Annotated in this window: 16 protein-coding genes; 6 read left to right on the forward strand and 10 right to left on the reverse strand. The window is 58.4% G+C overall.

Annotation, left to right across the window (positions count from 1 at the left end; all coding sequences use genetic code 11):
- Positions 1 to 278 precede the first annotated feature (278 nt).
- The 5 genes from EST62_RS01110 to EST62_RS01130 form a co-directional block, all read right to left on the reverse strand.
- Positions 279 to 1631, reverse strand: a complete 1353-nt coding sequence (locus tag EST62_RS01110) for a replication-associated recombination protein A (protein WP_129050327.1) — start codon at positions 1629 to 1631, stop codon at positions 279 to 281.
- Positions 1628 to 2278, reverse strand: a complete 651-nt coding sequence (locus EST62_RS01115; RefSeq protein WP_129050277.1) for a riboflavin synthase — start codon at positions 2276 to 2278, stop codon at positions 1628 to 1630. Before EST62_RS01115 ends, EST62_RS01110 begins: the two co-directional genes overlap by 4 nt.
- Positions 2279 to 2672: 394 nt before the next feature.
- Positions 2673 to 4631, reverse strand: a complete 1959-nt coding sequence (locus EST62_RS01120; RefSeq protein ID WP_129050278.1) for an alpha-amylase family glycosyl hydrolase — start codon at positions 4629 to 4631, stop codon at positions 2673 to 2675.
- A 310-nt stretch (positions 4632 to 4941) separates the two neighbouring features.
- The gene (gene tpx, locus EST62_RS01125) at positions 4942 to 5442 is read right to left on the reverse strand and encodes a thiol peroxidase (RefSeq protein WP_129050279.1); all 501 of its coding nucleotides are present in this window, start codon (positions 5440 to 5442) and stop codon (positions 4942 to 4944) included.
- 117 nt (positions 5443 to 5559) lie between these two features.
- Positions 5560 to 6354 (reverse strand): ABC transporter ATP-binding protein, encoded by a 795-nt coding sequence (locus EST62_RS01130; protein WP_167599096.1) that lies wholly within the window; start codon positions 6352 to 6354, stop codon positions 5560 to 5562.
- Between the two features lie 1038 nt (positions 6355 to 7392).
- On the opposite strand from EST62_RS01130, the gene EST62_RS01135 reads away from it, so the two are divergent.
- Positions 7393 to 7641 (forward strand): hypothetical protein, encoded by a 249-nt coding sequence (locus EST62_RS01135; protein WP_129050280.1) that lies wholly within the window; start codon positions 7393 to 7395, stop codon positions 7639 to 7641.
- A gap of 619 nt (positions 7642 to 8260) precedes the next feature.
- Here EST62_RS01135 and EST62_RS01140 read toward each other — a convergent pair.
- From EST62_RS01140 to EST62_RS01150, 3 genes are all read right to left on the reverse strand, one after another.
- Positions 8261 to 8662 carry a DoxX family protein gene (locus EST62_RS01140; protein WP_129050329.1) on the reverse strand — a complete coding sequence of 134 codons (402 nt, stop codon included), beginning with the start codon at positions 8660 to 8662 and terminating at the stop codon, positions 8261 to 8263.
- 86 nt (positions 8663 to 8748) lie between these two features.
- The gene (gene ribD / locus EST62_RS01145) at positions 8749 to 9864 is read right to left on the reverse strand and encodes a bifunctional diaminohydroxyphosphoribosylaminopyrimidine deaminase/5-amino-6-(5-phosphoribosylamino)uracil reductase RibD (protein ID WP_371414666.1); all 1116 of its coding nucleotides are present in this window, start codon (positions 9862 to 9864) and stop codon (positions 8749 to 8751) included.
- 18 nt (positions 9865 to 9882) lie between these two features.
- Complete coding sequence (locus EST62_RS01150) at positions 9883 to 10401, reverse strand: dCMP deaminase family protein (RefSeq protein WP_129050282.1); 519 nt, start codon at positions 10399 to 10401, stop codon at positions 9883 to 9885.
- A gap of 79 nt (positions 10402 to 10480) precedes the next feature.
- Here EST62_RS01150 and EST62_RS01155 point away from each other — a divergent pair, with 79 nt between their 5' ends.
- Positions 10481 to 12109: an NFACT RNA binding domain-containing protein gene (locus EST62_RS01155; protein ID WP_129050283.1), complete on the forward strand. Its 1629-nt coding sequence runs from the start codon at positions 10481 to 10483 to the stop codon at positions 12107 to 12109.
- Positions 12110 to 12212: 103 nt separating this feature from the next.
- Positions 12213 to 12569: an acyl-CoA thioesterase gene (locus EST62_RS01160; RefSeq protein WP_129050284.1), complete on the forward strand. Its 357-nt coding sequence runs from the start codon at positions 12213 to 12215 to the stop codon at positions 12567 to 12569.
- A 55-nt stretch (positions 12570 to 12624) separates the two neighbouring features.
- On the opposite strand, the gene EST62_RS01165 is transcribed toward EST62_RS01160, so the two are convergent.
- Positions 12625 to 12960: a DUF202 domain-containing protein gene (locus EST62_RS01165; RefSeq protein WP_129050285.1), complete on the reverse strand. Its 336-nt coding sequence runs from the start codon at positions 12958 to 12960 to the stop codon at positions 12625 to 12627.
- 368 nt (positions 12961 to 13328) lie between these two features.
- Entirely contained in the window at positions 13329 to 14657 is a 1329-nt protein-coding gene (locus EST62_RS01170; protein ID WP_129050286.1) for an LptF/LptG family permease, read from the reverse strand.
- 239 nt (positions 14658 to 14896) lie between these two features.
- Between EST62_RS01170 and EST62_RS01180 the strand changes: the two genes are divergently transcribed.
- The 3 genes from EST62_RS01180 to EST62_RS01185 all read left to right on the forward strand — a co-directional run bounded on the left by EST62_RS01180 (position 14897) and on the right by EST62_RS01185 (position 18314).
- Positions 14897 to 15553: a hypothetical protein gene (locus EST62_RS01180; RefSeq protein WP_167599097.1), complete on the forward strand. Its 657-nt coding sequence runs from the start codon at positions 14897 to 14899 to the stop codon at positions 15551 to 15553.
- Positions 15554 to 15572: 19 nt separating this feature from the next.
- Entirely contained in the window at positions 15573 to 15701 is a 129-nt protein-coding gene (locus EST62_RS13855) for a hypothetical protein (protein WP_256372342.1), read from the forward strand.
- A gap of 303 nt (positions 15702 to 16004) precedes the next feature.
- Positions 16005 to 18314 carry a tetratricopeptide repeat protein gene (locus EST62_RS01185; RefSeq protein ID WP_167599098.1) on the forward strand — a complete coding sequence of 770 codons (2310 nt, stop codon included), beginning with the start codon at positions 16005 to 16007 and terminating at the stop codon, positions 18312 to 18314.
- Positions 18315 to 18333: the final 19 nt, after the last annotated feature.

Consider the following 18333-nt stretch of genomic DNA (forward strand, 5'->3'; position numbering starts at 1 on the left):
TGTTGATTTCGCTGCTTCAGCATGGATTGCCGCGTCGCTATGCGCCTCGCAATGACGGGGAAAGTACAAGACACTTTGGAATTGACTTGACACTAGTCTATAAAAATTGCATTTTTATTTTAATACTGATAACCCCAGCTAACTACTGGGGTTTTGTGTTCTCATCCGCCCCTCATTTTTCTTTTTTCCGTCTCGCTCATCCTGTGGTATTCAGATTCCTGAAGCAGATGTTTGTTCGAGAACTCTTCAAAGATACCATCCTGCCCACTCCATCGCAATCACTCCTTGTACCGATCCTTCCACAACCCCTCCAGCCGTTCGCGGATGAACTTTTCGCGGCCTTCGCCGGTCGGGCGGTAGTAGGCTTTTGGCTCCATCTGTTCGGGGAAGTAGTGCTCATCGACGAAATGGCCCGGAAAGCTGTGCGGGTAGCGGTAGCCTTTGCCGTAGCCGATCTCCTTCATCAGGTCGGTCGGTGCGTTGCGCAGGTGGAGCGGCGGCACGGCGGACGCGCCCGCGCTCTTGACGTCAGCCAACGCCTCGCCGATCCCCGCGTAGCTCGCGTTCGACTTCGGGCACGAGGCGAGATAGGTCGCCCCCTGCGCGAGGTTGATCCGCGCTTCGGGCAGGCCGATCAGCTCGACGGCGTGAAACACCGCCACGGCAAGCGTCAGCGCATAGGGATCGGCGTTACCGATGTCCTCGCTGGCGAAGATCACCATTCGCCGGGCGATGAACTTCGGATCCTCGCCGCCGTCGATCATCCGCGCCATCCAGAAAAGCGCCGCGTCGGGGTCGGAGCCGCGCATCGATTTGATGAAGGCCGACACCGTGTCGTAATGCGCCTCGCCCCCCTTGTCGTAGGCCGGGGCGCGGTGCTGGAGCGCTCGCTCGAAAAGCTTGCGGTCGATCACCGCGGGCGCGGTTCCACGCGGCGCGAGCGACAGGGCGGCTTCGAGCGCGTTGAGCGCCTTGCGGGCGTCACCGGCGGCGTAGGCGAGCAGGAACTCCATGTCGCGCACCTCGACTCCGGCGGCCTGCATCGCCGGATCGTCCGCGATGGCGCGTTCGACCACCCGCCGCACCTCGTCGTCGCCGAGCGGCTGGAGAATATAGACCTGCATCCGCGAGAGGAGCGCCCGGTTGACCTCGAACGACGGGTTCTCGGTGGTCGCGCCAATCAGGACGATGAGCCCCTGCTCGATGGCATGGAGCAGCGTGTCCTGCTGCGCCTTGTTGAAGCGGTGGATTTCGTCGATGAAAAGCAGCATCTGCCGCCCGTCGATGGAGCGGCTCTTCTGGGCGAGTTCGAGTACGCGGCGCACATCCTTGACCCCCGCGTCGGTGGCGGAGAGCTGCTCGAAGCGGTAGTTCAGCGACCCGGCGCAGATTTCGGCGAGCGTGGTTTTGCCGGAGCCGGGCGGCCCCCAGAAGATCATGGAGGGAATCCGCCCCTCCTCGATGTAGCGCCGGATCGGCCCCGCCGCGCCGACGAGGTGCTCCTGGCCGAACAGCTCGTCGATCTGGCGTGGACGCACCCGCTCGGCGAGCGGCTGGAAAAGCTTCGCCGAGGCGGACTTGCCGGACGGAAATCCGAACAGGTCGGGCTGTTCAGGCTCATCGGGCTTCATGCAAACCCCTGGCCGCTCAGCCACGATTCGGTGATGCGGCTCTCCGCCGGTGAACTGACGCTCTTCTGGCGGGCGACATACTTGCCGAGAATGTCGAATTCGAGGTTCACTTCGCTCCCGTTGCCGAGGCCGGTGATGGTGGTGTTGGCGAAGGTGTAAGGGATGATCGCCACCGTGAACTGCCCCGGCTCGACCGAAGCCACCGTGAGGCTCACGCCGTCGATGGCGATGGAACCGGCGGAGACGATCCACTGGTCGAAGCGCGAGTCGAACGCCACCGAAATCATGCGGCTGCCACCGACCTCCTCGATGCGCGTGACGCGCCCGACGCCATCGACGTGGCCCAAGACGAAGTGTCCGCCGAGCCGATCCATCGGGCGCACGGCGCGTTCGAGATTGACCGGCGTGCCCGGACGGAACGAGCCGAGCGTCGTCTTTTTCAGCGTCTCCGACACCGTATCGACCTCGAACCACCCCGGCCCGACGGCCACCGCCGTCTGGCAAGCGCCACCGATGCTCACGCTCTCGTCAATCGCCAGATCACCAAACTCCGCCGCCGAAGTGTAGCGAACCTTCAGCCGCACTCCGCTCCCCTGCCGCGCGGCGCTCTCGACCGCTCCCACATCCTTGACAATTCCTGTGAACATATTTCTTTACGATCCTCGATGATAAAAAATGATAGTGCCGCGAAAATCTTAACCCTGGGAGCGCCGAGCGCCTGCTCGGCATCTTCTCGATGGTTTTTATTCTTTTGATTTCTTACATAATAATAAACCAGCATCCCGCAAAAATACTGCACACTGAATAATGTGGAGCCTTCGGCTCCATTGCCGAGCAGGCGCTCGGCGCTCCCAGGATTTTAAGGCAACCCCCTATGTGTCAGCCTCTCTCCCCAAAATCGCAATCGGATTCGATTTCGATACCGACGCCGATCATCCCGAAACCCCAACCAATCCGCCATGAATATACTAACAAAAAAGGCGGAGCCGGAAAACTCCCGACTCCGCCACTTTGCGCGATTGTCGCGACAAACGCCGCGCCTCAGCGATAGACGACGAAACCGCCGGGCGGCACGGTGATCTTTACCGCCGAGCCGCACACCGGCACGACCTCGGTCTCTTCGCCCTCCTCTTCCGGCGACGATGAAAAGACGCACTGCATCGTTTTTCCGGGCGGATTGAGCTGGTGATCGACCACCGCCCACACCGTCAACTCTTTTTCGAGGCTGGTGTTGATGGCGCAGAGGCACTCCGTCTCGGCGAAGTTGCGCGACCAGGCGACCACCCAGCGCATCTCTCCGTTGACCGGCTGGGGATAGAAGAACTCACCCTCGTTGCCCGTCGCCGACACCTTGCGCAGATACTGCCGTCCACGGCGCAGGGCGATCTCGCCTTTGCGGAACTCCGCGAGCCTGCCCACGAAGCGGAACACCTCGTGCTCCTCGTTGAAGAAGTGCCGACCCGTGCTTTGCAGCGAGCCGAACGGCCCGCCGAACATGCACTCGCGCAGGAACACGTCGCCGTACGAGTTGTCGCCCGTGCGCGGATCGGCGCCGTTGAACGCCTGCTCGGTGCCGTAGTAGATGCAACTGATCCCCTCCGTGGCGAGGTTCAGCCCCAGCGCGGCTTTCAGCAGCTTCCAGCTTTCGGTTGAGTCGCCGCAGAAGCGGTATTTGCGCTGCTCGCCCACCTGGTCGTGGTCGTCGATCATGGTGACGATGTGCTTCGAGTACCACTGGTGGCCGCTCTTGCCGTCGAGCAGGCTGTTGCGGAACAGGTCGAAGTACCCCTCCTGCTCGCCGGTCTCCGGGTTGCCGGGGCTGCGCCACCCCTTGGCGAGAAATTCGAGCTTGTCGGGCAGATCGCCGATGCCGAGCGCCGCGTCGAGGCCGGTCACGTCGAGAATCTGCATGGCGTAGGAGCGCCCGCCGGTGATTTCGCCGATGATCGGGAAGTTCTCCTTGCCGAGCGTCTGGGCGAACTCGTGGATCGACGAAGCGAAGTAGCGCACCGCGCCCGGCTCCATGTGCTTGACCGTGTCGAGCCGGAAGCCGTCGATGTCGGCGTACGCCATCCAGAAGCGATAAACCTTGATGAGGTGATCGAGCGCCACCGAGGGGCGGAACAGGCTGATGCGCCGTTCGAGGTCCCAGCTCTGCGCGGGATCCTGGAGGCCATGCCCCAGATAAATCTCTTTCAGCGAGCAGAAATCTCCTTCGAGAAACTCCGGAAAAGCGTCCCAGTTGCGGATTTCGCCCTTCATCGTCCAGGTCGTCGCGCTCTGGAACTCCGTCGGCCAGATCGCCGCCTCCATCGGGATGTCCGGATGAGCCTCGCCATTGCCGCCGAACGGAATCGAGCCGGAATCGTGCTGATGCATCCGGTACCCCTTCACCGGCCACTGCCACCCTTCGTAGTAGAAATACTGCTGATTGTCCTGATAGGAAAACACGTCACCGGCGTGATTGAGGATAATATCGAGAATCACCCGGATGCCGAGCCGGTGCGCGTCGGCCACGAAGTCGCGCAGCTCCTCGCGCGTGCCGTAGTGGGGATCGACATCAAGGAAGTTCTGGATGCCGTAGCCGTGGTACGAATCGCTGCCGGTCACCTGCCGGAACACCGGACTGACCCAGATCGCCGTCACGCCGAGCCGCTTCAGGTAGCCGAGCTTGTCGCGCATCCCCGCGATGGTGCCGCCGCACCACCCCCGGCCAGCCTCGAACCACTGTTGCCACTCGGCATTGTTCGCGTCGGCTTCGATGCGGAAGAGCGGGGTTTCACGCTCGGCGGACTCGGCGACGGGATTTCCGTCGGCATCATTGAAACCGCCTCGCTCCCTGCCGTCCGAAAAGCGGTCGAGCATGAGGAAATAGAGGATTTCGTCATCCCACGCGGCAGGGGATGGAAAACAGGTTTTGCCTGCGGCAAGCGCTTTGAGATCGATCTCTTCAAGGCTGCGTTCAACCGGAGAAGCTGGAGGAGAGGCGTTGGGTTGCATGGATTTCAGAGTTGCGTTATGAGAAGTTGCACGCCGGAAATCAAACGGGAAGAATGTCAGAAAAAGATAGACAATACAGACGTAATTCCGATGAAAACGCCACCACTATTCTGTTGCTGAAATGAAAATTCGGGAAGAAATAAAAAAGCCACGCCGCTTGCTGACGACGTGGCTGCGGAAATACAAAACTGAACATATTCAGCAGGGTGTTAACCCTGCTGACATTCAAGACTCTTATATTCACATTGCCCCGGCTTTCAAGCCGGGGAGCAGATTGGGAGCACTACCCAATGCAGTACCCTTCGCGTCATCACGCCAGCGCCGCGAGCGCCTTGTCGTAATCAGGCTCCTGCACGATCTCGGACACCTGCTCGGCGTAGAGCACCTTGCCGGAAGCATCGGCGACGATGACCGCGCGGGAGAGCAAGCCTTTGAGCGGCCCATCGGTGATGGTGAGGCCGTACTCCGCGCCGAACTCCGGCGAGCGGAACACCGAGAGCGACACCACATTTTCGAGCCCTTCGGTGGTGCAGAAGCGGCCCTGGGCGAACGGCAAATCGGCGGAGATGCACAGCACGGCAGCGTCGCCCCGCTCGCCCGCCTCCTTGTTGAAGCGCCGTACGGACGCCGCGCAAACGGCGGTGTCGAGGCTCGGAAAAATATTCAGCACGACCTTCTTGCCAGCGAAGTCAGCCGGAGAAACTTCCGAAAGATCGCTTTTCACAAGGCAAAAAGCCGGAAGCTGACTGCCAACCGCCGGAAGCTCGCCAGCAGTGTTGATGGTATTACCTTTCAGGGTGATGGATGCCATAATGGGTAAGGTTTAAGCATTGGTGGGTTACGCTAAAAGAGCCTGCATGATTAACCGGCAGCGCCCGCGTTCCGTTCCTTCAAAAGAAAAGAACAGGTTTAACGGGTCGTATATGACTTATAAGAACTGTTCTCCCGGCATCGCCTGAAAAAAACCGCTCCGCTCGACCACCTCAACCCCGCATCCGAACAGCTCCGACACCGAGGCTGAGGTCAGCAGCTCCCGCTTGTCGCCATCGGCCACGACGCGCCCTTTTCGCATGAAGATGACCCGCGTAATCTCCGGCGGTATTTCGTGCAGGTGGTGGGTAACGAGAATGAACTGCATACCCGCCTGCATCAGCCGCCGCGCCTTGTCGAGGTAGAGGAATGAGGCCGTGATGTCGAGGCCGCTGGTCGGCTCGTCGAGCAAGAGCGCTTCGGGCCGGTGCACCAGCGCACGGCCAAGCAGAAAGCGGCGCTGCTGGCCGGTGGACATTTTGCCGAAGGGGCGGTCGGCCAGCTCCCCGACGCCGAGCTGCCGCATCAGCTCCTCGGCCTGCCCGATCTCAGCAGCGCCGAAAAGTTGATGCGGCCAGGTGTCGATGCTCGAATAGTAGCCCGACAGAATCACGTCGCGTCCTTTGGCGTAAGTACCGTAATTCTGTTGCAGGTCATGCGATACGATGCCAAGCCGCGAGCGCAGCTCCTCGACGTTCCACTGCTCGCGGCCATAGACCAGCATCCGGCTCCGCTCCGACCAGACGGGATAAATTTCCCGCGAAATCAGCTTCATCAGCGTTGTCTTCCCCGACCCGTTCGGCCCGAGAATCGCCGTATTTTCACCTTTCCGGATACTCAGGTCAAGCCCGTCAAACACCAGCGTATCGTTTCGGTAAGCGCTGACATTGCTGAATTCAAAAACGTGATTCACGATCGTACTGATAGTGTTTTTTCCTTTCGGCGCGATCGCGAAATCTTGAACAGCTCCGCGTTTGGGCCGTGAAACAAGGTACCGCGCAAGCACCGGATTGTCAAAAAGAGCCTGACCGCCGGTTGGGATACTGAAAGAAGTATCGGCATCAACCTTGGATCGAGTCAAGCATTGGTTTCCCGATGACTATCGAAAAGTCATTGCCGTGTTTGATCGGTTATTTTATCTTTTTCCCGAAACAGAGAGTATTGCTACGGTACATAAACAATGTTATCACGATAATTTTTCAATTGTCATCTTTCAGCATGAAATACTGTTTTGCTTGTATTGGTTGAAAATAGTATGTTTCATCCGAGCTTCATTTTTCGATTTTCCGGAGTTTTTCATTGCTGCTGACATACCGGATTCGGATATTGACCTGCTGTTTTCCAGGCAATCTTCATGACCTGCGCGCTGAGTTCAGCCAGTCAAGAGCCATCAAAGCAGCCAGAGCCGTCGGGTGTAAAGCTTTTACCGAAATCCCCACCGCCCGAAAGTATCTCAGGCATACGAAAGTCACAGCTCTCCGGCAAGCAGACAATGCGCTGGATTGATAACGGCCGCCTGACACGAGCACACAACGTAATTGATTGTAAAGCAATCAGTTGTAGAGAATTGACAAGTCAAGCTCCATGACGACGGGGAGACTCTGTATCGGATTGCGCGACATGAAAAAGTTATGCGGCGCGGCATCTCGAACGGTATTAGTACCGAAGAGTACGAGAAAGTGAACGCTATCGCCTGAATCGGGGTTGGTATGCAAATAATCGGAACTGCGAGACCACTTTAAAAGCAGTTCTGTCGGGGCCAGAAAAAACGATTAGCAAATTATGTTTGCATCACATATATTCGCGTCATGCAGGCCCCATAAAAGTTCAGGGTGACTGAACATCCGGGCTTGATGCAAGTTTCATTAAATTCTTTTTTCAAACGACAAGTTATGGCATGAGCCATAATTGTACCCCTTGCGCAAACATCAATCATATCCATTGTGTAGCTATGGCAGTAAATGTAGCGAAAATCGCTATTCAGCATATCGAGAATGATAAATTTCTCGATGCAATCCAGTGCTTGCAGAATGCGATTCTGGAAATCGAAGTAACCGGTGCAGACAGACGAAAAATCAGGAGTCTGACGGCCATCATGGACAAGATCAGTGAAGCCGCCATGTTCGGCAGCGACTGGGATGAGGGGCGCAGGGCAAAAAAAGCGGCTATCCTCAAGCTCCAGAAAGTAAGCGCAGCCTGACCCTCTGTAAAGCGGAAAATGCACGTACTCTCCATCCAATCGTCAATAAGCATGTATTGACCGGGAATTTATATCTTCGCGGTATTCGTCAAGCGATAGTTTATCGGAATTTTTGGTGAACTGTTTCTTTGTGCTTCTTATTGCCCAATGAATCCTGTCCTGTTATCGTTGCCGAGAGATAACCGGACAGGATTCATCGAGAGACCTTTGATGGTAACTTTGCAATTTCAATCTGTCTCCAAGAAAAAGCGGATATATTTTAACGCTTTTTTATATGCTCCGCTTCCTGTCTTTTTGTCGGCGTCAACGAGCAGGAATGATATTCTTATGGCTATTTTTTCCCCCTATGGTACGGCTATAACGTACGTATCATGATCAAACTGGCAGCATCCAAACATGATTTTTTCATCGCCCAGCAATGCAAAGCTATGGACACTCGTCACAGACTCACGCAATGCGCTGCCTTTTACCTGATCTCTTTGACTTGCTTGCGCCCCAACAACGCTTAAGCGCTACATGTCAAAAGAAGAAGGCTTTGCTTGTTTTCTCACATCAAGAGTTATCCACTCAATTATCCACCGATCAGCGCTTCGCCCTTTCGGCCAATCTGGCAGCATCCTCAGTTCCACTCCCCCGCGCCTTTCGAGATGCTGTAACGGCCCGCGCCGAGAAAGAAGATGGCGATGGAGCCGAAAAAGTAGAACGCTTGCAGTTCGAGGGCGTAGCCGCCGTGCTGGTCGAGCGCGGTGAGCTGGCCCATGTGGACGAGCCAGACCGCCATGCCCATCAGCACTGCCTCGACAAGCGCGGCGGGCCGGGTGTAGAGGCCAAGCACGATCAGCAGCGGGGCCACCACCTCGCCAATCGGTACGCCCGCAACAAGCAGCGCGGGCAGTCCGGCAGCCTTCAGCTTGCCCGCGATAAAGCCATAGCCGTGAATCAGCTTGTGCACGCCGTGAAACAGCATGAGGCCGCCAACGCACAGGCGGATCAGGAGTTTGCCAAGATCGTTGTTGTTCATGAACCCTCCGGATGAAGTGTTGACTCTGCCGCGATTGTTGCCGCCTTTGCTTTTCTTCTTGTCGCCGCTTTTGAAAAATCCCGCCATCAGTGTTTTGGATATGCTTCGAGTAAAAGGTCTTCGCCGAACCTCTCGATACCGGCGAAGCTGAGTTTGATGGCGTAATCGGGATGCGTCACGTCGAGTGGGCCGAAGCTCGCCAGGCCGTCGCCACCGAAAAGTTTCGGCGCAATGAAGACGTAATATTTATCAACAAGTCCCGACCTGACCATCGAGGCGGACAACCGGCTTCCACCCTCGACCATCACCGAGAGCACACGCCGCCGGTGCAGCTCCGCGAACACCTCGGCGAGATCGAGTCCGCCGCCGGACTCGCCGACCGTCGCCACCTCGATGCCCCGCGCTTCGAGCTGGCTGACCAGAAAATCTTCAGCCTCGTCGCGCAACGCGAAGACGAGCGTTTTCGCTTCGCCGTTGAAAATCCGCGCCTCGACCGGCGTCTGGAGCCGACGGTCGAGCAGTACGCGCAACGGCTGACGCCCGGCGCAATGGCGGACGGTCAGCTCGGCGTTGTCCGACATCACCGTCGAAGCGCCGCACATGACGGCGTCATAGACGCACCGCAGGCGGTGCACTTCGCGCCGCGACTCTTCGCCGGTGATCCACTTCGACGCGCCGAGCGAGGTGGCGATCCGCCCGTCGAGCGTCTCGGCGGTCTTGAGCGCCACGAACGGGCGGCCCTTGCGGTGCGAGGTCATGAACGCCTCGTTGAGCCGCTCCGACTCCGCTTCGAGCACGCCAACCGTCACCTCGATTCCGGCGTCGCGGAGCCTGGCGATCCCTTTGCCCGCCACCTTTTCGTGCGGATCGAGGCAGCCGACGACCACCTTCGGGATGCGCTTCTCGACGATCAGGTCGGCGCACGGCGGCGTCTTGCCGTAGTGGGAACACGGCTCCAGATTGACGTACAGCGTCGAGCGCGGGAGCAGCGCCGCATCTTCGACCGACGCGATGGCGTTGACCTCGGCGTGCGGGCCGCCGTACTGCCGGTGCCACCCCTCGCCGATGACCCGCCCGTCGCAGACGATCACCGAGCCGACCATCGGGTTCGGACTCACGCTCCCCGCGCCGCGCCCGGCCAGTTCGAGGCATCGCCGCATGGAGGCTTCGTCCTCCGGACGCGCCGGAGTTTCCGGATTCATCGTCATTGTCCTCCCCCTTCAGCAGTGTTCGGCGTGCACCTGCACCAGCCTGATGCCCGACAGGCGCAGCAGCTCGGCGATGTGCTCGATCTTGTAGGGCTTGTCGTAGTAAATCGTTTTGATGCCCACGTTGATGAGCACCTTCAGACAGTGGATGCAGGGACTGGCGGTGATGTAAATGTCGGCATCCTTGATCGATACGCCGTGCTTAGCCGCCTGCCCGATGGCGTTGATCTCGGCGTGGATCGTGTTGACGCAGTTCTCCTCGACCGTTCCGTCAGGGTGTGTGCTGCGGTAAATCTTGCAGTTGGTCTCGTTGCAGTGCGGCAGGCCGGAGGGCGCGCCGTTGTAGCCGGTCGAGAGGATGTTGTTGTCGCGCACGATCACCGCGCCGATGTGCCCCCGCGTGCAGGTGGCCCGGCGCGAAATGAGGTGCGCCACGCTCATGAAATATTCGTGCCACCCAAGCCGCTGCTCCGGCTGACCGCTTGCGCCCGATGCGCCGCAGCAGCACCCGCTATTGCCTTCTTCATGCATAACCGTAGAATTGATACATTGAGTCTGATCGCTTCAGGAAAATAGAGGAAAGAAAGCGCCCGCGCAACCACTCACGCCCATGCTCCGCAACTACTTCACGCTTTACCACGCAGCCGCCGAGCTGCACCAGCGTCTTGCGGGGGGCTACCTTTTTGAAATCCATTCGCAGCAGAAAAACGAAATCACCCTCGCCTTCGTCACGCCGGAGGGCGAGCATCTGCAACTCGTCGTCACCGTGCGCTCCCCGCACTTTTCGCTCTACACGCGCGAGGGGCTGAACCGCAAGAGCCGCAACACGGCGGGCATCATGAGCCGGATCTACGAGCGACAGATCACCGGCGTCGTGATCTCGCCCGCCGACCGGCAGATCGGCTTCTCGCTCGACGACGGCCACACCCTCGTGCTGCGGATGTTCAGCGCCGAAACCAACATGCTGCTCGTGCGCGACGGGCGGATCGTCGATGCCTTCAAGGATGCACGGAAGCTCGAAAACACGCCGTTCGACGAGACGGAGACTGACGTACCATATTTCCGGTCGCTCGACCAGCTCGCCTCCGACCCGGCGCTGTTACGGCAAAAGCTCGAAGAGAGCGACAACACAGAGCCACTCGACCGGCGACTGCTCGCGATGCTGCCCGGCTTCGACCGCAAGCTCGTCCGGCGGCTCCTCGCGATTGCCGAGGGTGAGTCGCCCGAACAGCTCCACCAAGCGTTCGTCGCCATCTTCTACGATCTCGCCTCGCCAACGCCGTGCGTCATCGAAAAGCCCGGCCAGCCGCCAGCCTTCTCGCTCTTCGCTCCGGAGGCGGGCGACGAGGCCGTCACGTTTGAGAGCGTCATCGACGCGCTGAACCACTACAGCCGCAAGATGTACCGCCACCTGCATTTGCGGGAACGCGCCGTCGAGATGCGGCGGGAGCTGACGGCGAAAATCGGCAAGCTCGAAAAGGAGCTGAACGCCAGCGCCGGGCACGATCCGGAGGAAGTTTCGCGGCGCAACGAGCGCTACGGACACCTGCTTACCGGAGCCATCGGCGCAATCGAGCCATCGGGCGGCACGGTGACGGTGCCGAACCTCTTCGCACCCGGTTCGCCCGACGTGACAATTCCGGTCAAGACGAGACTCAACCTTCAGGAAAATGCTGCATGGTACTTCACGCAGGCGACGAAAAACCGCAAAAAGGCCGCAGCGCAAAAGCTCCGCCACGCCGAACTCCGGGCGGAACTCGACACGCTCCGCCTGAAACTCGCCAAGCTCGACGAGGCCGACTCCCCCGACCGCTTGCAACAAGCGCTCGAATCCGGATCGCCCCCCGGAGGCAGGTCATCCGGCAAGGACAGGAGCAAAAAGGAGAAAACGCCGCAATTCCGGACGATCCCGATCAGCGACCGAATCACGCTCTACATCGGCAGAAACTCGGCGAACAACGAAAAGCTCACCTTCGGCTTCGCAAAACCCGACGACATCTGGCTTCACACGAGAGGCGCATCAGGCTCGCACTGTGTGCTCAAGGGCGCGGGAATGCACAACGCCTCGGAGATCCGCCGCGCCGCCGAAATCGCCGCCTGGCACTCCTCGGCCAAGCACTCCGAACTCGCGCCGGTGATCTGCACCCAAAAGAAATACATCAAAAAAGACCGCAAAACCCCCGGCAACGTCATCATCGAACGAGAGCAAGTGCTGATGGTCAAACCCTTAAGAGAATGATGAATTGAAAAAGCTCCGGAAAAATCGCTCTTTAATTCTTATAGGACTTATACGACCTATAAGTCCTGTAAGTCCCACTCAAATTTTAACCCACCACCCTCCCATGGAAACACACAAGCTCGTGATGCCGGAACACCTCAACCACTTCGGGTTTCTGTTCGGCGGCAATCTGCTCAAATGGATCGACGAGGTCAGCTACATCGCCGTGACCCTCGACTACCCCGGCTGCAACTTCGTCACGGTCGGCATGGACAACATCAAGTTCAAGAAAAGCATCCGGCAGGGCACCATTCTCTGCTTCGAGTCGAAGCAGAACCGGATCGGCACCACCTCGGTTGAATATATCGTGGATGTCACCCGCGAGGAGATCACCACCGGCAGCAAGGAGCTGGTCTTCACGACGCGGATAACCTTCGTCAGCGTGGATGAGAACGGCAGGAAAAAGGCGATTTCGGCCTGATAAAAATGAAGCGGGCCGCATTGAAGCGGCCTCGGAGCGTGATGCGACGGAATATTTATGCGTTGTGCGTCCATCTGAGCGTACGCGAAATAGCGCCCTGCATTTTGCGGAACCGCCAGATACCGAATATGCCGGTAACGATGCCGAGCGGAATACACGCCACGCCAGCCCACATAAACCACATCTTCGTGGCGTAGTGAACGATCGTCAGTCCGGTAATCATCATGGCCACCCCGGATCGCAGATAAGAAAGCAGGGTGCGTTCATTGGCAAGCAGAGTTCGGTCGATGGCGAGTTCGTCACGCAGGATCAACTCCTCGGATTCAAAACGGTCATAAGGTGAAATCGTCGGCCCGGTGTCTTTCGAGCCGTAAAGGTACTTCTTTATCATGAGCACAATAACAAAGTTAACAAAGTATAATACAAGCAATAAAACGGATGTCGTCCTGACCTGCCGGATGAAAAACAAGGGGTGACGAACAAACAACGTGAGAAGCGGGAGCAATGAGCGATGGAGAAACAAAGAGGACGGATGGAGATTTGACGGCGTCAGGTATGTCGGGCATTATCTAAAACCTGATTTTTAAAGCACACGCTTCTGACATTCAATCGTTCAGCAATATATTTTTATTCTTTTTTCATACAAGAATCAGAGTCAAAAAACAAAGAAAAAATTATGACCATCGCCGGTCACGAAGTCCGGCAATGACTTGCCCCCGTTCGCTTCACAATTACGGCCCGAACAGCGCTTCGCTCAGTTCACCGGCCCGACCCGCTTGCCGTGTGGCTCAGGCGGTACAACATGAACAGACCGATCGTGGTCAGCACGGCGTTGGGCAGCCAAACCGAAATCGACGGCAAAAGCAGGCCTCTCTCGGCGATCTTCTCCCCGCCGATCAACAGCACCCAGTAGAGCACGAAAAAAAGAAGCGACAAGGCCGCGCCCGCGCCGAATCCGCCACGCCGGGCCATGACGCCAAGCGGCGCGCCGACCACGGCAAACACCACGCAGGCAAAGGCGAGCGAATATTTCTTGTGATACTCGATCATGTAATTGTTGAACGATTCACGGTTTTCCCGCATCTGCCCGATGCGCGCCGAGACGTTGTCGATCATCGCATCGACCGATTCGATGGCGCGTCCAGTCACAGCGGGCGGCAGCGGCGCGGGCCAGGCGGCTGGAGCAGCACCACTCCGCTTGCGAATCGTGGCGATCTCCGTTCTGAACTGCTCGATCCCCTTGTCGATCGAACTCTCGGCCATGCGGCCTTTCAGGTGAAACTCTTTGGCCATCGACAGCAGCTCGGCTGCCGAAAGCTCCTTGCCACCCCGGCGTCGATTGCCCTCATCGGTGCGCTCGAATCCATAGCCGTTCGCATCGAAAACGTAACGGTTCCTCGAAAAAACCATCTTCCGGTACCGATCCATCTGCGGCAAAGCGAGTTCGTGAATCTGACCGTCATCGAGCGTCAGAATGAGGTGGTGGTAATCGCCGGAAAACTGAATCCGTCCCTTTTTTGCCATAATCACCGTCCGCACATCGGATCGGCTGCGGTCGTACAGCACGATGTCCTGAAGCTCTCCGGTCTGGTTATCGACATCCTTCACCATAATGGAATAGCCGTTGATGAGGTCGGAAAAAGCGTTCTTGTCGATACCGAGACCCGGCTTCATGCGGGTAATGTCGGCAAAGAGAGCGTTGGCCTTGTGGTTGGCTTCGGGCATCAAAACGTTGTTGAAACGCTCCATCAGAAGCGACAAGGCGAGCGCGGCGAGCAGCACCGGGGCCACGAGCCGGTAGATCGAGATGCCGCCGGAGCGCATCACCGTAAGCTCGGAGCTGTTGGTCAGGGAGCTGAACGACATGACCGTCGAAACCAGCACCGCCATCGGCACTGCCAGCCCAACCATCCACGCCGACTGCAACGCAACCACCTCGAAGAGGATGCCGAAATCGAGACCTTTGCCGATCAACCGCTCAAGAAACGTGGTCAGGAAGGAGAGAATGAACACGAACATAATCGTTACAAACGCAAAAAAGAAGGCGCCAAGATGCTCCTTGAGAATGTATCGATCGAAGATTTTCATTACATGTCTGTTAACCTTTACTTGTCGCCGCCCCTTTTTCGGAGAGCTGGCTGCTCACAATATACAGCAGAACACGTTTTCTGCAATAGTGGCTTCCACGTACCGCCCGCCGGAATACGGGACGAAACTTTGCGCCGTGGCAAGGCTTGAGTAAATTACGTACAAAAGGACACGGCCCGCATACCGTTTTTCTTGATTGCGATCATCGACAGAATTGAACAAAAAACAGGAGAGAAACCATGGCACCATTTGATTTTGGACAGAAGGTCGATCCGGCGCATTTTAACAAGCTCATTGAGGAGGGCTACCAGGTCAACGCTTCCGACTATGTACAGAAAGGCTGGGAGATGTTCAAGGGGAACATCGGAGAATTCATCGGCTTCACCTTGATCTGCTTTGCGGCCTCGCTCGTGAGTTCGAAAATGGGCGGTTTCGGCTCGCTGCTCTTTTCGGCGGTGGCAGCCCCACTTTACGCCGGTTTCGCCATCGCGGCGTTCAGAATCATGACCGGCCAGCAGCTCCAGTTCAGCGACTTTTTCAAAGGATTCAACTACTTCCTGCCGCTCTTTTTGGCCGGTCTGGCAAGCGGCATCCTTGTAACCGTCGGGCTGGCGTTGCTCATCATTCCCGGCATTTACCTCGCCATCGGCTACATGCTGGCGACCTTCCTGGTGATCGATCACGGCATGGAGTTCTGGCAGGCGATGGAGACGAGCCGCAAAATCGTCACGAAAAACTGGTTCGCCTTTTTCGTCTTCGCGATCGTGCTCTTCCTCATCAACGTACTCGGCATCCTCGCTCTCGGCGTCGGCCTGCTGGTCTCAGCCCCCGTAACCGCCTGCGCCGCCGCGATTGCCTACAAGGAGATCGTGGGACTGCATTCGGCGGAGTGGTGAATATTCAGTATAATAAACCATGAGTGAGCTGATTCCAATTTCCGGCTGTGGCCATGCCGACCGAAAGGCGGATGTGCTCTTCGTCCACGGCCTCGGCGGCAACGCCCTCGGAACGTGGCGGCACGGCACGGACGATTCGACCTCGTGACCGCACTGGCTGGGTAACGAGTTTCCGCAAGTTGGCGTCTGGTCGCTCGATTATGCAGCCAGTCCGTCGAAATTATTATGGTTCAAACGCCTCTTTGGCTTCGGATCCCCAAAAGACGGTCAGACAATAGCCCTTCCCGACCGAGCAGACCAGATGCTCGATCTATTTACACTGAAAGGTCTCGGTCAGCGGCCTCTCATGTTCATTTGCCACAGCCTTGGCGGATTGCTGGTAAAACAGTTGCTTCGCCAATCCAGTGACAATACGGATTTACACAAGAACGGCGTTGTAAACCAAACGAAGGTGGTGCTCTTTCTCGCCACGCCACATAGCGGAGCAGAACTGGCTACCTTTGTGGACGCTTTTCGAGATATTTTCGGAAGCACCGTCACCATCGAAGAGCTTCGCGAGCACGATGCACATCTTAGAAATCTTTACAACTGGTATCGAAACCATGCCCCGAGGCTCGGTATCGAAACTGCAACCTATTACGAGCGGCTTGGCGTCAGAGGAGTGCTGACCATCGTCAATCCCACCTCTTCGCACCCCGGCGTCGGAGTTGACCCGATTGGACTCGATGAAGATCACCTTTCTATCTCAAAACCACGCAAGCCTGATGCGCAGGTATGTGATTCGGCAAGGAATCTCCTGATAAACAACGTGCTCGCAGCCCGTGCTCCAGCTTCAACTGCGCTGACGAGCGAAACATCGAACACTCCCGCAGCGTTGCCGGTTGTGCATGAAACCGTCATCAGAATCGATCGCAGCTCGTTCGGAGCGCAGCAGGAGAGGCGTATTCCCTGCGAACTGCCGCCCCTGGCTGAGCACTTCACGGGGCGCAACAAAGAGCTGAAGCAGCTCACCCTTCGCCTGCGCGCCGGGCTGAACACCGCCGTTGTCGGACCTGCGGGCCTCGGCAAGACCGCCCTTGCGGCGAGCGCTCTCGCGGAAATTGTCGGCGCCAATCGTGCTTCGCTCGACGCAACGCCCTTTCCTGACGGCATTCTCTATCTCGACCTCTACGCCCTTCACGGTCGTGCCGAACCGGCATGGAACGCCCTTGCCAACCGTCTGCAAGGCTACGATTTCATGAACAACGCTCCGGCGCGTAACCGGGCCACCGAAGCCTTCCGCGCAAGCCGGGTGCTGCTCGTCATCGAAGGGGGCGAAGAGGCGGACGGCAAGGAGGAGCGCACGACCATGCCGGAGCTGCTCGGCGTTCTCTCCGGCGAGTGCCGCCACCTGCTGCTTACCCGCCTGAGCACCCAGTCGGCGGCGGCGGAGAGCATCGAACTCAGGGAGGCGCTCCAACCCGAAGAGGCGGCCCGCCTCTTCGACGCGCTCACGGCGAGTCGGCCTCTTGACCCGGCAATCCGGCAAAGCGTACTGGAGCTGCTCGAAGGCCACCCGCTTGCCCTCAACTGGGCGGGCAACCTCCTCGTGCGCGATGACGAAGAGCCTGCCGAACTGATTCGCGGCTGGAAGACGGAAGGGCTGCCGCTGCTCAGTGACCCCCGGCAAGCCGAACGAACGCTCCGCTGGCTCTACGAGCGCAGCATTCGCGGCCTCGACGAGACCGGCCAGATCATGCTCGCCGCGGCGGGCCTGCTGGCCCCCACCCCCTTTTCGCTCGAAGCGATGGCGGCGGCGACCGGCCTTGCCGAATCCGGCGATGCCGGCAGAAACCGCCTTCGCGAACACCTCCGAAAGCTTGTCCAGCGTGGCCTCTTCCGCCTTGCGGAGAGCGGCCACTGGCGCTTCACCCATGTGCTGGCCTACCGTTTCGTTCGCGACGCTCAAAGCCCTGAAGCCGCGCTGGGCGACCGGCTCGCTCACTGGCTGCGCGATGCGCTTGCCGAAGCGCTGAACCCCTCCGAAAACAACAGCAAACTCAGTGACGCCACCGCTCTCCTGAACCATGCCGGAGCGCTGCTCCGCGCCGACCGCCAGCACAACCATTGGGAGGTGCTGGCGAACCCGCTCCTCTACGCTATCGCCGACCGGCTGGAGGAGTTGGGGCAGCTTGACCTTGTATCCGGCGCTTTGAGTTCCGTAGCCGACTGGCTTGAAACACTTCCTTCTGAAAACAGAACAGATCCAATTTGGCTCAGAGAGTACACTGTTCTCGTCAACCGAAAAGGCGACGTGCTCCGCGACCAGGGCGATCTCGACGGCGCTCTCAACGCTTTCCGTGAGGCGCTCGCCGTGAGGATACGACTGGCGGCTGCCGATCCCTCCAACGCCACATGGCAGCGCGATCTCAGCGTCAGCCAGGAAAAAATCGGCGACGTGCTCCGCGACCAGGGCGATCTCGACGGCGCTCTCAACGCTTTCCGTGAGGCGCTCGCCGTGAGGATACGACTGGCGGCTGCCGATCCCTCCAACGCCACATGGCAGCGCGATCTATCGTTCAGTCTCACGCTGCTGGCTCAATTCCACGAACAGCAAGGCGAGCCTGCATTGGCCCTGCCGCTGGCCGAACAGAGCCTCTCGATCGACGAACGGTTGTCTGCGCTCGACAAGAGCAACGTCATGTGGCAAAAAGATGTTGAAATAAGTCGGCGTCTGGTCAACCGCCTGCGCGAAGCCACAACACCACCCGGAAAGGCATAAAACGCAAAAAGCCCTGTAA

The organism is Chlorobaculum sp. 24CR (assembly GCF_004118635.1).
Classification (GTDB): domain Bacteria; phylum Bacteroidota; class Chlorobiia; order Chlorobiales; family Chlorobiaceae; genus Chlorobaculum.